The organism is Streptomyces sp. 2114.4 (assembly GCF_900187385.1).
Taxonomy (GTDB): domain Bacteria; phylum Actinomycetota; class Actinomycetes; order Streptomycetales; family Streptomycetaceae; genus Streptomyces; species Streptomyces mooreae.
Genome location: NZ_FYEY01000001.1, coordinates 3890557 through 3903868 on the forward strand (window position 1 = coordinate 3890557; position 13312 = coordinate 3903868).

General features: G+C 72.8%; 12 protein-coding genes and 1 riboswitch. Of the genes, 6 read left to right on the forward strand and 6 right to left on the reverse strand.

Annotated elements, in window-relative coordinates; all coding sequences use genetic code 11:
* Positions 1-167 precede the first annotated feature (167 nt).
* On the reverse strand, positions 168-3770 hold the full coding sequence (gene cobN / locus CFW40_RS17070; RefSeq protein ID WP_088798708.1) for a cobaltochelatase subunit CobN: 3603 nt from the start codon (positions 3768-3770) through the stop codon (positions 168-170).
* A gap of 56 nt (positions 3771-3826) precedes the next feature.
* Positions 3827-3899, reverse strand: a riboswitch (cobalamin riboswitch).
* A gap of 226 nt (positions 3900-4125) precedes the next feature.
* Between cobN and cobG the strand changes: the two genes are divergently transcribed.
* Genes cobG through CFW40_RS17085 form a run of 3 tightly spaced genes read left to right on the forward strand, consistent with a single transcriptional unit; the run spans position 4126 to position 7861 of the window.
* Positions 4126-5553, forward strand: a complete 1428-nt coding sequence (cobG, locus tag CFW40_RS17075) for a precorrin-3B synthase (protein WP_256331429.1) — start codon at positions 4126-4128, stop codon at positions 5551-5553.
* 56 nt (positions 5554-5609) lie between these two features.
* Complete coding sequence (locus CFW40_RS17080; RefSeq protein ID WP_088798710.1) at positions 5610-6287, forward strand: precorrin-8X methylmutase; 678 nt, start codon at positions 5610-5612, stop codon at positions 6285-6287.
* Positions 6284-7861: a precorrin-2 C(20)-methyltransferase gene (locus CFW40_RS17085; RefSeq protein ID WP_371127290.1), complete on the forward strand. Its 1578-nt coding sequence runs from the start codon at positions 6284-6286 to the stop codon at positions 7859-7861. Before CFW40_RS17080 ends, CFW40_RS17085 begins: the two co-directional genes overlap by 4 nt.
* Before the next feature lie 62 nt (positions 7862-7923).
* Here the strand turns inward: CFW40_RS17085 and CFW40_RS38935 are convergent, their stop codons facing one another.
* The 3 genes from CFW40_RS38935 to CFW40_RS17100 are packed head-to-tail and all read right to left on the reverse strand — an operon-like array spanning position 7924 to position 9328.
* The gene (locus CFW40_RS38935; protein ID WP_088798712.1) at positions 7924-8274 is read right to left on the reverse strand and encodes a DUF397 domain-containing protein; all 351 of its coding nucleotides are present in this window, start codon (positions 8272-8274) and stop codon (positions 7924-7926) included.
* A gap of 23 nt (positions 8275-8297) precedes the next feature.
* Entirely contained in the window at positions 8298-8507 is a 210-nt protein-coding gene (locus tag CFW40_RS17095) for a DUF397 domain-containing protein (RefSeq protein ID WP_088798713.1), read from the reverse strand.
* Complete coding sequence (locus tag CFW40_RS17100; protein ID WP_088798714.1) at positions 8504-9328, reverse strand: helix-turn-helix transcriptional regulator; 825 nt, start codon at positions 9326-9328, stop codon at positions 8504-8506. Before CFW40_RS17100 ends, CFW40_RS17095 begins: the two co-directional genes overlap by 4 nt.
* Positions 9329-9466: 138 nt before the next feature.
* Here CFW40_RS17100 and CFW40_RS17105 point away from each other — a divergent pair, with 138 nt between their 5' ends.
* A complete protein-coding gene (locus CFW40_RS17105; RefSeq protein ID WP_088798715.1) occupies positions 9467-9694 on the forward strand; it encodes a hypothetical protein in 228 nt (75 codons plus the stop codon).
* Between the two features lie 135 nt (positions 9695-9829).
* Here the strand turns inward: CFW40_RS17105 and CFW40_RS17110 are convergent, their stop codons facing one another.
* Positions 9830-10609, reverse strand: coding sequence for a cobalt-precorrin-6A reductase (locus CFW40_RS17110; RefSeq protein WP_088798716.1), 780 nt, complete (start codon positions 10607-10609; stop codon positions 9830-9832).
* A 17-nt stretch (positions 10610-10626) separates the two neighbouring features.
* Here CFW40_RS17110 and CFW40_RS17115 point away from each other — a divergent pair, with 17 nt between their 5' ends.
* Positions 10627-11913 (forward strand): cobalt-precorrin-5B (C(1))-methyltransferase, encoded by a 1287-nt coding sequence (locus CFW40_RS17115; RefSeq protein WP_088798717.1) that lies wholly within the window; start codon positions 10627-10629, stop codon positions 11911-11913.
* A 26-nt stretch (positions 11914-11939) separates the two neighbouring features.
* Here the strand turns inward: CFW40_RS17115 and CFW40_RS17120 are convergent, their stop codons facing one another.
* Positions 11940-12305 (reverse strand): hypothetical protein, encoded by a 366-nt coding sequence (locus CFW40_RS17120; protein WP_088798718.1) that lies wholly within the window; start codon positions 12303-12305, stop codon positions 11940-11942.
* Positions 12306-13073: 768 nt separating this feature from the next.
* Between CFW40_RS17120 and CFW40_RS17125 the strand changes: the two genes are divergently transcribed.
* Positions 13074-13301: a bacteriocin gene (locus CFW40_RS17125; protein ID WP_088798719.1), complete on the forward strand. Its 228-nt coding sequence runs from the start codon at positions 13074-13076 to the stop codon at positions 13299-13301.
* Positions 13302-13312 lie beyond the last annotated feature (11 nt).

Here is a 13312-nt window from a genome sequence, read left to right on the forward strand (position 1 = left end):
GGGCTTGCCGCACCCGACCGCGGGGTTTGCCCCGTGGCCGGTGCCGGGCCCGCCGCCCTGGCCCGATGGCAGGGGCGTTCGCGTCCTCCGGATGACGACGCGGCGGTCCCGGCGGCGCGGGTGCGCCACCGGGACCGCCGCCACCAAGACCGCCGGCCCGGCGACCGTCAGTCCTCCCCCTCCAGCTCCCCTTCGGTCTCCAGGAACGCCTGCCGCAGTGCCGCCAGCGTCTCGGCGTCCGGCTTCTCCCACATCCCGCGGGACTCGGCCTCCAGGAGGCGTTCGGCGATGCCGTGCAGGGCCCAGGGGTTGGCTTCCTGGAGGAAGTCGCGGTTCTCGGGGTCGAGGACGTAGGTCTGGGCGAGCTTGTCGTACATCCAGTCGGCGACCACGCCCGTGGTGGCGTCGTAGCCGAACAAGTAGTCCACGGTCGCGGCGAGTTCGAAGGCGCCCTTGTAGCCGTGGCGGCGCATCGCCTCGATCCAGCGGGGGTTGACCACCCGGGCGCGGAAGACCCGGGAGGTCTCCTCGACCAGGGTGCGGGTGCGGACCGTCTCGGGGCGGGTGGAGTCCCCGATGTACGCCTCGGGGGCCTTGCCCTTGAGCGCCTTGACGGTGGCGACCATGCCGCCGTGGTACTGGAAGTAGTCGTCGGAGTCCGCGATGTCGTGCTCGCGGGTGTCGGTGTTCTTGGCGGCGACCGCGATGCGCTTGTAGGCGGTCTCCATCTCGTCCCGGGCCGGGCGGCCTTCGAGGCCGCGGCCGTAGGCGTAGCCGCCCCAGACGGTGTAGACCTCGGCGAGGTCGGCGTCGGTGCGCCAGTCACGGGAGTCGATCAGCTGGAGCAGGCCCGCGCCGTACGTCCCCGGGCGGGAGCCGAAGATGCGGGTGGTGGCGCGCCGCTCGTCACCGTGCTCGGCCAGGTCGGCCTGGGCGTGGGCGCGCACGAAGTTGGACTCCGCGGGCTCGTCCAGACCGGCGACCAGCCGTACGGCGTCGTCGAGCAGGCCGATGACGTGCGGGAACGCATCGCGGAAGAAGCCGGAGATGCGCAGGGTGACATCGATGCGGGGGCGGCCGAGCTCGGCGAGGTCGATCGGCTCCAGGCCGTTGACCCGGCGCGAGGCGTCGTCCCATACGGGGCGGACCCCCAGCAGGGCCAGGGCCTCGGCCACGTCGTCGCCGCTGGTCCGCATCGCGCTGGTGCCCCACAGGGACAGGCCGACCGACTGCGGCCAGTCGCCGTTGTCGGTGCGGTAGCGCTCCAGCAGGGAGTCGGCGAGGGCCTGGCCGGTCTCCCAGGCGAGGCGGGAGGGGACGGCCTTGGGGTCGACGGAGTAGAAGTTCCGGCCCGTCGGCAGGACGTTGACCAGGCCGCGCAGCGGGGATCCCGAGGGCCCGGCCGGGACGAAGCCGCCGTTCAGCGCGTGCACCGCGTGGTCGATCTCGTCGGTGGTGGCGGCGAGCCGCGGGACGACCTGGCGGGCCGCGAAGTCGAGGATGTCGGCGACCGCGGACGGGTGGCCCTCGGCGACGGCGGACACCGCCGCCGGGTCCCAGCCCGCGTCCTCCATCGCCTGGACCAGGCCACGGGCGGTCTCCTCGGCCGCGTCGGCGGTCGTCCGGGTGGCCGCGGACTCGTCGAGACCGAGCGCCTCCCGCAGACCGGGCAGGGCGGAGGTGCCGCCCCAGATCTGGCGGGCGCGGAGGATGGACAGGACGAGGTTGACGCGCGCCTCACCGGCCGGGGCGCCGCCCAGGACGTGCAGACCGTCGCGGATCTGGGCGTCCTTGACCTCGCACAGCCAGCCGTCGACGTGCAGCAGGAAGTCGTCGAAGCCGTCGTCGTCGGGGCGCTCGTCCATCCCCAGGTCGTGGTCGAGCTTGGCGGCCTGGATCAGCGTCCAGATCTGGGCGCGGATCGCGGGCAGCTTGGCCGGGTCCATCGCGGAGATCGCCGCGTACTCGTCGAGCAGCTGCTCCAGGCGCGCGATGTCGCCGTAGGACTCGGCGCGGGCCATCGGCGGGACGAGGTGGTCGACGAGGGTGGCGTGAACCCGGCGCTTGGCCTGGGTGCCCTCGCCGGGGTCGTTGACCAGGAAGGGGTAGACGAGCGGCAGGTCGCCGAGGGCGGCGTCCGGGCCGCAGGCCGCGGACAGGCCCGCGTTCTTGCCGGGCAGCCACTCCAGGTTGCCGTGCTTGCCCAGGTGGACCATGGCGTCCGCGCCGAACCCGCCGTCGTCGGCGGAGGCCGCGATCCAGCGGTACGCCGCCAAGTAGTGGTGCGAGGGCGGCAGATCGGGGTCGTGGTAGATCGCGATCGGGTTCTCGCCGAAGCCGCGCGGCGGCTGGATGAGGATCAGGAGATTGCCGCGGCGCAGGGCGGCCAGCACGATGTCGCCGTCGGGGTTGCGGCTCCGGTCGACGAACATCTCGCCGGGCGGCGGCCCCCAGTGCTCCTCGACGGAGTCCCGGAGCTCCTGCGGAAGCGTGGCGTACCAGCGCTTGTAGTCGGCGGCCGGGATGCGGACGGGGTTACGGGCGAGCTGTTCCTCGGTGAGCCATTCCTGGTCGTGGCCGCCGGCCTCGATGAGGGCGTAGATCAGCTCGTCGCCGTCGCCGGACTCCAGGCCGGGGACCTCTTCGGTCCCGAAGTCGTAGCCGTCCGCCCGCAGGCGGCGCAGCAGGGCCACGGCGCTGGCCGGGGTGTCCAGGCCGACCGCGTTGCCGATCCGGGAGTGCTTGGTCGGGTACGCCGACAGCACCAGGGCAAGGCGCTTGTCCGCGGCCGGGATGTGGCGCAGCCGGGCGTGCCGGACGGCGATCCCGGCGACCCGGGCGGCGCGCTCGGGGTCGGCGACGTAGACCGGCAGGCCGTCCTCGTCGACCTCCTTGAAGGAGAACGGCACGGTGATCAGCCGGCCGTCGAACTCGGGGACCGCGATCTGCGAGGCGGCGTCCAGCGGCGACAGGCCCTCGTCGTTCTCCTCCCAGGCGCTGCGCGGCCCGGTCAGGCACAGGGCCTGCAGGATCGGCACATCCAGGGCGGCCAGCGCGCCCGCGTCCCACGACTCGTCGTCGCCGCCGGCGGACGCCTCGGCGGGCTTGCTGCCGCCCGCGGCGAGCACGGTGGTGACGAGGGCGTCGGCGGTCCGCAGCTCCTCGATCAGCTCCGGCTCGGGGGCGCGGAGGGAGGCGACGAACAGGGGACGGGCGCGGCCGCCCGCGGCCTCGATCTGCTCGCACAGGGTCCGTACGAAGCCGGTGTTGCCGCTCATGTGGTGCGCGCGGTAGTAGAGCACGGCGATCTGCGGGCCGGTCGCGTTGCGGCCCTCCCACTCCAGCGGTCCCCAGCTCGGGGCGGGCGCCGGCGGCTCGAAGCCGTGGCCGGTCAGCAGCACCGTGTCGGACAGGAAGCGGGCGAGCTGGCCGAGGTTGGCGGGGCCGCCGTGCGCGAGGTAGGCGTGCGCCTCGGCCGCGATGCCGACCGGGACCGTCGACTGCTCCATGAGCTGGGCGTCGGGGGCCTGTTCACCGGTGAGCACGACGACCGGCCGGTGCTGGTCCTCGGCGAGCAGCACCTCCAGGCCCTCCTCCCAGGCGCGGATGCCGCCGAGGAGGCGTACGACGACGAGGTCACAGCCCTCCAGCAGGGCGGGCAGCTCGGCGACGTCGAGCCGGGCGGGGTTGGCGAGCCGGTACGGCACGGGGCCCGTGGCCGCGCGGGCACTGAGCAGGTCGGTGTCGGAGGTCGACAGCAGCAGAAGCATGCGAGCGCAGGCCTTCCTCGGGGTGTCCGCGCCCCGGGTGGTCGTAAGGACGGCGGGAGTTCCTGGCTCGCCCGGCAGCTGCCGGGTTCACAGTGGCGGGACCGCGCCGGATTCTCACCGGGCTTCCTCCCCGGGGCCGCAGCCCCTGCGCCGTCGCTGGCGTCCGGCGGGCCAGCCGACCCACCGACCTGAATGGTAAGGGGTGGGGGCGGGCTGGGTAAGCGGGCCTTGGGACAGGCTGCGGCAGGACGGGGAACGGGCGCGCGGCGGGCCGGGCAAAGAGCACGCGGCGGGCCGGCGGCCCGGCCGGATCCGGCCCGGATCGGCGCCCGCCCCCGTGGGTATGCTCGCGGCCATGCCGCCCTCCCCCTCGACACGGCCCCAGGCCGCCGCACCGCCGCTGCGCGACCGCGGTGACGCCTGCCCGGGAGCGCTGCGGCTGCATCAGGCCGCCGACGGCCACCTCGCCCGCATCCGGCTGCCCGCCGGAGATTTGACGGTGCGTCAGGCAACTGCCCTGGCCGACGCCGCGGACCTGCTCGGTGACGGCCACCTCTCCCTCACCTCCCGCGGCAACGCCGAGCTCCGCGGCCTGGCGGAGGACTGCGGCGGCCGCCTCGCCGCGCTGCTGCGCGACGCCGGTCTGCTGCCCTCCGAACGCCATGAACGCATCCGCAACATCCTCGCCTCGCCGCTGGCGGGACTGGACCGGCACACCCCTTCTGACGTGCGACGGTGGGCCCGTGAGCTGGACGCGCTGCTCTGCGCGAGCGAGTCCGCGACCGCCCTCTCCGGCCGTTTCCTGTTCGTTCTGGACGACGGGCGGGGCGATGTGGCGGCGCTCGGCGGGGATGTGAGCTTGCTCGCAGAGCCGGCCGGGGACGGCGCCGGCCCGGCGGGCGGCGCCCTGCTGCGGGTCGGCGACGATCCGGCGGCGCTGCGGATCGCCGGCCCGGACGCACCGCGCGCCGCGCTCACCGCCGCCGAGGCCTTCCTGACCGCCGCCGCGGCGAGCGGCAGCGGCGCCTGGCGGGTCCGCGAACTCCCGGACGGGCACCGGCTGCGGGCCGTGGACGTGGCCGACGCACTGCGGTCGGCGGGCATCGAGGCCGCGTACGTGGCCGAAGCGCCCGCATCCGCCACCCGTACCTCTCCTCCGTACGCCCCGTCCTTCGCCCCGCCGTACGCGGACTCCGCCGCCCCCGGCCTCGTCGAGGGCCCCGACGGCGACCGGGCGCTCTCGGTCCTGGCCCCGCTGGGCCGGCTCTCGGTGGCCCAGTGGCGGCTGCTGACCGCGATCGCCGGCGCCGACGGCTCCGGCGCACTGCGCCTCACCCCGTGGCGCGGCATCGTCCTGCCCGGACTGCCGGCCGCCACGGCACCGGACCGCCTGGCGGAGCTCACCACCGCCGGCCTGATCACCGACCCGGCCTCCCCCTGGCACCGCCTCGGCGCCTGTACGGGCCGCCCCGGCTGCGCCAAGTCCCGTACCGACGTACGCGCCGACGCCACGGCCGCCGTCGCCGCCGGCACGACCGTCCCGGACGAAGCACCCACCGGCTCCCCTCCCTTGGGCGTCCCCCTCTCTCCCGCGGGCGTCCCCGTCTACTGGTCCGGCTGCGAACGCCGCTGCGGCCACCCGCACGGCACCTGGGTCGACGTACTGGCCACGGCGGAGGGCTACCGGGTAGCACTGGTGGATCCGGACACCGCCGCGACCGGTACGCCGACCGGCGCCCCGCCCGCCGCACGCACCAAGGCGCCCCCGCCCCCGGCCCCATGAGCCACCCCGAAGCCCCGGCACCACCCCGAAACCCCCATGATCTGCCCCGAAGACCCATGAACTGCCCGAGCCCGCCCGCACCCGACACCCCCGAGGCCCAAGTGACCGCGTTCGACTACGAGAAGGACGGGGCGACGATCTACCGCCAGTCCTTCGCCACCATCCGCGCCGAGGCTGACCTCGCCGGCCTGCCCGCCGACGTCAGCCAGGTCACGGTCCGCATGATCCACGCCTGCGGCATGGTCGACCTGGTACGCGATCTGGCCTTCACCCCCGAGGTGGTGGCCCGTGGCCGCGCGGCACTGCGCGCCGGTGCGCCGATCCTCTGCGACGCCAACATGGTCGCCAGCGGCGTCACCCGTAAGCGGCTCCCGGCGGACAACGACGTGCTGTGCACGCTCACCGACCCCGCGGTCCCCGAACTCGCCGCCCGGACCGGGACCACCCGCAGCGCCGCGGCCCTGGAACTGTGGCGGGACCGGATGGAAGGCGCCGTGGTCGCGTTCGGCAACGCCCCCACCGCCCTCTTCCGGTTCCTCGAAATGATCGAGGAAGGCGCGCCCCGCCCGGCCGCCGTCATCGGCATACCCGTGGGCTTCATCGGCGCCGCCGAGTCCAAGGACGCGCTGATCGCCCACCCGTCGAAGCTGGACCACCTCGTGGTGCGCGGGCGCCGTGGCGGCAGCGCCATGGCCGCGGCCGCGATCAACGCCATGGCGAGCGAGGAAGAGTGAGCGTGAGCGAGCAGCAGGCAACCCGTGACGGCAGCGTCGCGGCGACGGCCGGCCCGGGCCACCTTTACGGGGTCGGCCTCGGCCCCGGCGACCCGTCCCTCATGACGGTCCGGGCGGTCGAGGTCATCGTCGGCGCCGATGTCATCGCGTACCACAGCGCCCGGCACGGACGCTCGATCGCGCGCTCCATCGCCGCCGCGCACCTGCGCCCCGACCACATCGAGGAGGCGCTGGTCTACCCGGTCACCACCGAGTCGACCGACCACCCCGGCGGCTACCGGGGCGCGCTGGACGAGTTCTACGAGTCCGCGGCGGCCCGCCTCGCCGCCCACCTCGACGCCGGCCGCACCGTCGCCGTCATCTCCGAGGGCGACCCGCTCTTCTACGGCTCCTACCAGCACATGCACAAGCGGCTGGCGCACCGCTACCCGACCGAGGTCATCCCCGGCGTCACCTCCATCAGCGCCGCCGCGGCCCGCCTGGGCAAGCCGCTCGCCGAGGCCGACGAGGTCCTGACGATCCTCCCGGGCACGCTCCCGGAGGAGGAGTTGACCGCCCGCCTGGCCTCGACCGACACCGCCGTCGTCATGAAGCTGGGCCGCACCTTCCCCGCCGTGCGCCGCGCCATGGAACGCTCCGGCCGCCTCCCCGAGGCCCGGTACGTCGAGCGCGCCACGATGTCCGGCGAGCGCACCGGCACGCTCGCCGGCATCGACACCGACACCGTCCCCTACTTCTCCGTCGCGGTCGTCCCCAGCCGCGTCGCCGAGCAGTCCTCCAGCGCGCCCGGAGCGGAAACCGACGAGGCCGCCGCACCGTCCGGTCCCGGCGAGGTCCTGGTCGTCGGCACCGGCCCGGCCGGCCCCCTCTGGCTGACCCCCGAGTCCCGCGGCGCCCTCGCCGCCGCCGAAGACCTCGTCGGCTACACCACCTACCTGAACCGCGTCCCGCTGCGCCCCGGCCAGCGCCGCCACGCCTCCGACAACAAGGTCGAGTCCGAACGCGCCGAACTCGCCCTCGACCTGGCCCGGCGCGGCCGCCGGGTGGCCGTGGTCTCCGGCGGCGACCCCGGCGTCTTCGCCATGGCCACCGCCGTCCTGGAGGTCGCCTCCCAGGACCCGTACCGCGCGATCCCCGTACGCGTCCTCCCGGGCGTCACCGCCGCCAACGCCGCAGCCGCCCGCGCCGGCGCCCCGCTCGGCCACGACTACGCGGTCATCTCCCTCTCCGACCGCCTCAAGCCCTGGGAAGTCATCGCCGAACGCCTGCACGCGGCGGCCTCCGCCGACCTGGCGCTCGCCCTCTACAACCCCGGCTCCCGCAGCCGCACCTGGCAGGTCGGCAAGGCCCGCGAACTCCTCCTGGAACACCGCGCCCCCGACACCCCGGTCATCCTCGCCCGCGACATCGGCGGCCCCGAGGAATCCGTCCGCACGGTGCGTCTGGCCGACCTCGACCCGACCCAGGTCGACATGCGCACCCTCCTGATCGTCGGCTCATCGCAGACGCAGGCGGTACGGCGGGACGACGGCACGGAGGTCGTGTGGACGCCGCGGAGGTATCCGGAGGGGTGAGCCGGACAGCCGGCATGGGGCTCCGGCTCACCCCCCTGAGGGTGCCGGGGCCCCGGCGTCGCTCACCGGCTGCCGGTCACCTCGGCCAGACGCCGGTCGAGCTCACGGTCCACGTCCTGCTGCTGTGCCGCGGCCGGGGCGTATCCGTGCCACTTCTTCAGCGCCGTGAGCGCCTTCCCAGCGCGCTCTGCACGCTCAGCCGGGGACAGCAGACGGCCGTCCTTCACGGTGGCCATGAAGCCCGACCAGGCGGTGTCCGGAAAGAGCAGCACACCACCGGCCGGGTTCTTGCTGTCACGGACCGGGACGGCTCCGGGGAAACCGTCGGAGACCTCGACGCAGTTGGCGTCGCCGCCATTGCTGTAGCTGCTCTTACGCCACACGAGGGCGGCCGGATTCGGGATCGTCTTCACGGCTTGCTCCGTTCCCCTCGTCCTCAGCTCAGTTGGTCCGCCTTGACAGTGACTATGAACGCCGACCAAGCCTCAGCCGGAAAGAGCAGCACACCACCAGTCGGGTTCTTGCTGTCACGGACCGGGACGGCGCCGGGGAAGCCATCAGAGACCTCGACGCAGTTGTCCTCTCCTCCGTCGCTGTAGCTGCTCTTGCGCCATGCAACACCTGACAGGTTGGGGATCGTCTTCATGGCCTGCTGTCCTCCACCAACTGCTGGATGAATGTGGATGAGGCACACGGCGGCAGTGCCGCGTCTCGCAGGCGATCGTAAGACAATCGGTATCGCTCGATTTCTGCTGGATCCTCGACCAACTCCCCTGACCTGTTGCCCTCCAGGTAGGCAACAGCACTGCCGTCCGCCATCCAGAGGAGCGAGAGTGGCCCGCCGGTGAGGCCCTGCACCCCGGCAGACAGCGGAAGCACCTGGATCGTCATGGTCGGAGCTTCGGCAGCGCCCTCGATCCGGGCGAGCTGGTCATGCCAGACCTTGGGATCGGGTGCCGGGCGCCGCAGAACCGCCTCGTCGAGAATGATCCGGACGCTGGGCGGAGGGGTGCGGCGCAACAGTTCCTGCCTACCGATGCGAGCAGCGACGTCGTCTTCGAGCTCGTCCGGACTTTTCGAAGTTGGAGACGACGACAGCACGAACCGCGCGAAGCCCTCGGTCTGCAAGAGGCCAGGGACGACCACCGCGTACTTGTGAATAATCGTGGCCTTCGCCTCAAGCTTCATGAACTCCCGGTACTTGTCCTTGAAGGCATCCAGCCGCGCCAGCCCCCACAACCGCACCAGCAGCTCACCCGTCCCGTAGACCCGGTCCAGCGCCTCCATGACCGGGAGCTTCGAGAGTCGTTCGCCGGTCTCCAGGCGGTGGAGGTAGGTGCGGTCGTAGTTGGTCTCTTCGGCGAGCTGGGCCAGCGATTTGCCCGACGCCTCCCGTAACCGCTGGAGTTCGCAGGCGAGGACCCAGCGGGCCGAACCCTCGTACTCCTCGGAATTCTTTTCGACCATTCCCCGATACCCCTGTTGTCCTGTCCCTACGGCAACGCCAACTCCCTATCGGAAGCGGCCCGTTGTGACGACTCTAGGAGTGTGAAAGGGCTTTTGCAGCCCAGTCAGGACTCGAACCCAGAAGAGGGAGAAGAAGAAATGGGAATGGCGGAGCGCGGGCCGGCGGCCGGGAAGCGCAGGGACGCGGAGCAGGCGTGCGGCGAGCTGCGGACGGCGCTGAAGGGGGTGGGGATCACCCTGCCGTCGCTGGCCGTGGACCCGGTCTCGCTGGCGGATCACTTTCCGCAGCCGCTCGTGGAGCTGGGACGCTGCACCCCGGACGTCGCACGCCGGCTCGCGGAAGCGGTGCGGACGTGCGCCCCGTGAGCGCCGAGACGGACGAATCCGCGAGTGCCCGCGAGCCCGGTCGTGAAAATGTGAAGGCCGACCTCGATGACGAGCCTGCGGAATCGGCAAAGCGTCGCGACGAATTAGCAAAAAGGGTCCGCGAGGCCAATCACTTCAGCGTGCATTGGCCTCGCTGAAAAGGCCGCGGATCCATCGCACGGCCTCGTCCGGATCTACCGCCACCGGCACCCCCTCCGGCACGGGCGGCCGCCGGACGACCACCACCGGTACGCCCGCCTCACGCGCCGCTGTCAGCTTGGCGGCGGTGGCGGCCGCGCCGCTGTCCTTAGTGACGACGACGTCGATGCGGTGGTCCCGGAGGAGAGCCCGTTCGCCGTCCAGGGTGAACGGGCCGCGGGCCAGGAGGGTCGTCATCCGGGGCGGGTGCGGCGGCTCGGGGGCGTCGACGGAGCGGACGAGGAACCAGAGGTCGGTGAGGTGGGCGAAGTGGGCCAGGCCCATGCGACCCGTGGTGAGGAAGATGCGGGTGCCGAGGGCGGGGAGGGCGGCGGCGGCCTCGTCCAGGGAGGTGACCTGGTGCCAGTCGTCGCCGGGTCCCGGTACCCAGCCGGGCCTGCGGAGGGCGAGCAGGGGAACATGGGCGGTGGCGGCGGCCAGGGCCGCGTGGTGACTGATCGTGTCGGCGAAAGGATGGGTGGCGTCAATGAGCGCGTCCACCGCATGCTCCCGCAGCCAGCGGGCTTGGCCCTCGGGGCCCCCGAACCCGCCGATGCGGACCTCCCCGGCGGGCAGCCGCGGCGCGGCGACCCGGCCCGCGAGCGAGGTCGTCACGCGCAGGGACGGCTCCGCTGCCAGAGTGGCGGCCAGGCGGCGGGCCTCCGTCGTACCGCCGAGGATCAGTACGTGGCGCGGCGGGCGGGCTGCGTCGGGCATGGGATGTGGGTTCCTCCGTGGCTGAAGCGCAACCGCAGGGTACGGGGCGTACGGGTGAGGGCCGTACCGGGCCGCAGGGTACGGGCAAGGCCGCGGGCGGGCGCAGCGCGCAGCTCGCGCACACCGGACTGCGGCACGGCTGGACGACCGGGGCCTGTGCGACGGCAGCCAGCACTGCCGCGTACACGGCGCTGCTGAGCGGCGAGTTTCCCGACCCGGTGACGATCACCCTGCCGAAGGGGCAAACGCCGTCCTTCGCGCTGGCGGTGGAGAAGCTGACGGTGGAGGAGCTGACGGTGGAGGAGCTGACAGGGGAGGGGCCGGCGCCGGGGCGTACGGCGGCCATGGCCGGGGTGGTGAAGGACGCGGGCGACGATCCCGACGTGACCCACGGGGCGCTCGTCCGGGCCACCGTGCGGGCGCTGCCGCCCGGGTCGGGGGTCGTGTTCAAGGCCGGGCCCGGGGTCGGAACGGTGACCCGGCCCGGTCTGCCGCTGGACGTGGGCGAGCCGGCGGTCAATCCCGTACCGCGGCAGATGATGCGGGAGCATCTGGCCGAGGTCGCGGCCCAGTACGGCGGTCCGGGGGCGGCGGCCGACGTCGAGGTGGAGATCTCCGTCGATCACGGGGAGGAGATCGCCCGGAGCACCTGGAACCCGCGGCTGGGGATTCTGGGCGGGCTGTCGATCCTGGGGACCACCGGGATCGTGGTGCCTTACTCCTGCTCGGCCTGGATCGACTCCATCCGGCGCGGTGTGGACGTGGCGCGGGCGGCGGGGCGGCGGCATGTGGCCGGGTGTACGGGATCGACGTCGGAGAAGGCCGCCGTCGCCCTGCACCACCTGCCCGAGGACGCGCTGCTGGACATGGGGGACTTCGCGGGGGCGGTGCTGAAGTACATCCGGCGCCATCCCGTGGAGCGGCTGACCATCTGCGGCGGGTTCGCCAAGCTGTCCAAACTGGCGGCCGGGCATCTGGATCTGCACTCCGCGCGGTCCCAGGTCGACAAGGGGTTCCTGGCGGAACTCGCCCGGCGGGGCGGGGCGGACGAGGCGCTGGCACAGGCGGTGGCCGAGGCCAACACGGGCCTGGCGGCGCTGCAGTTGTGCGCCGCGGCGGACGTCCCGCTGGGGGATCTGGTGGCGGCGACGGCGCGGGACGAGTCTCTGGCCGTGCTGCGGGGGGCGCCCGTCGCGGTCGATGTCATCTGCATCGACCGGGCGGGCATGGTGGTGGGGCGGGCGGAGCCGCGGGGGCCGGGGGAAGCCCGTCAGGGAGCCCGTCAGGGAGGGCCGGTCCGGTGAAGGGCTCCCCCGCCTCCCCGCACCCGTCAGGTACGCAGCCCGTACCGGCTGGCCACGCAGTCGTTGCCGCGGCCGGTGAGCCTGCCCAGCGCCGTGCCGAGGGCACAGGAGGTCAGCTGCAGCGGGTTGTCGCGGAACCGCCCGTTGCGGTCGAAGCCGGCTTGCCCGCGGTCGTAGCGCCCTGCCGGACGGGTGTTCACCCGGAGCGGCCGGTCGTTCATCGTGGCCGGGCTGTCGTGCATCCACGGCGAGCTGTCGGGCGTCTGTGCCGGGGTGTCCGCCGCCGTCGCCTGCGTGGTGTGGTCCCTGCCGTCGGCACCGGCGACGTTGCCGCCGAAGAGCGTCAGCAGGACGGCGGCGCCGACCGCACCGGCGGCCAGTCTGGTACGCATCGTGGCGCACTCCTTTGCTCGGCCCCCCTTGGGCGTCGCAGCTTCCTTACCGGCCCCCGGGAGCCGAGTAACGGACATTCACCCCTATGCGGTCGTATGGTCAGCCGGACGGGCCCGGGGAAGTCGGGTCTGACGGGGCCGGGCTCAGGTCCGGGGGCAGGTCCGGGGCAGGTCCGGGGCAGGTCCGGGACAGGGCCGGGACAGGCAGTGGGCGGGCGGAGCGAGGGCACCAGGCGGGCGTCCGTAAACGGATGTGCCGCCTTTCAGTGCGGAACCTTCACCGAAAACCCATAAACCAAAGCCGGAAAGCGGAAACTGAAAGCGCGACTGCGACTGCCATCGCGAGGGACGTGATGCCCCCCCGGCAACGCAAAGGGCATTTCAGGGCTTCGGCGTAAATTCATAATCCCTGCGACAACCAGCATGACAACCCGCGCCACAACCCGCGTTACGCGGAAAATGCAGACATCTCACGTCATCCCACTCGGCGAAGAACCGGTGCGCCCCATCAGGCAAGAACCGGACAAAGATGCACGTCAGGGTGGTTGTGACGCCGTATTTCACGCCGATGGAAAACCGGCCGGCAAGTTGCCGCGAAACCCCTCGCCGTGATTGCATTTCATGAACACGCGGACGCCATTACGTGCGTCATTCTCCCGGTGTCCGGTTTCCGGTGCCCGGTGCCAGGCGCCCGTGTTGCGGACGAATTGCTCCACAATTCGGCCTGCATTGGTTCAGAATCCACAGCACTGACGAAAAGGGCACACCATGCGCAACGACTTCATCGCCGCCACGGAGATCTCCGACAGCGAGCTCGAGAACATCTCCGGTGGTCTCGTCGCCGGCGGCGCCAACACGGGTGCCGAGATCGCCGGGCACGGCGTCTCCGCGAACGTCGGCGGCTTCCTCGGCGCCGGCGCGTCGGTCTCCCCCGAGGGTGCCGCTGCGCAGGTCTCCGGCTCCGTCATGGGCGCGGTGCACACCACCAGCCTCTGAGGCCGGCACGT

Bases quoted from the DNA above. Each gene is read 5' to 3' on its own strand.
- CFW40_RS17095 (WP_088798713.1), bottom strand. From the start codon at position 8,507: ATGAAGACGATCCCCAACCTGTCAGGTGTTGCATGGCGCAAGAGCAGC.
- CFW40_RS17110 (WP_088798716.1), bottom strand. From the start codon at position 10,609: ATGCCCGACGCAGCCCGCCCGCCGCGCCACGTACTGATCCTCGGCGGT.
- CFW40_RS17100 (WP_088798714.1), bottom strand. From the start codon at position 9,328: ATGGTCGAAAAGAATTCCGAGGAGTACGAGGGTTCGGCCCGCTGGGTC.
- CFW40_RS17080 (WP_088798710.1), top strand. From the start codon at position 5,610: ATGAACTGCCCGAGCCCGCCCGCACCCGACACCCCCGAGGCCCAAGTG.
- cobG (WP_256331429.1), top strand. From the start codon at position 4,126: ATGCCGCCCTCCCCCTCGACACGGCCCCAGGCCGCCGCACCGCCGCTG.
- CFW40_RS17105 (WP_088798715.1), top strand. From the start codon at position 9,467: ATGGGAATGGCGGAGCGCGGGCCGGCGGCCGGGAAGCGCAGGGACGCG.
- CFW40_RS17125 (WP_088798719.1), top strand. From the start codon at position 13,074: ATGCGCAACGACTTCATCGCCGCCACGGAGATCTCCGACAGCGAGCTC.
- CFW40_RS17120 (WP_088798718.1), bottom strand. From the start codon at position 12,305: ATGCGTACCAGACTGGCCGCCGGTGCGGTCGGCGCCGCCGTCCTGCTG.
- cobN (WP_088798708.1), bottom strand. From the start codon at position 3,770: ATGCTTCTGCTGCTGTCGACCTCCGACACCGACCTGCTCAGTGCCCGC.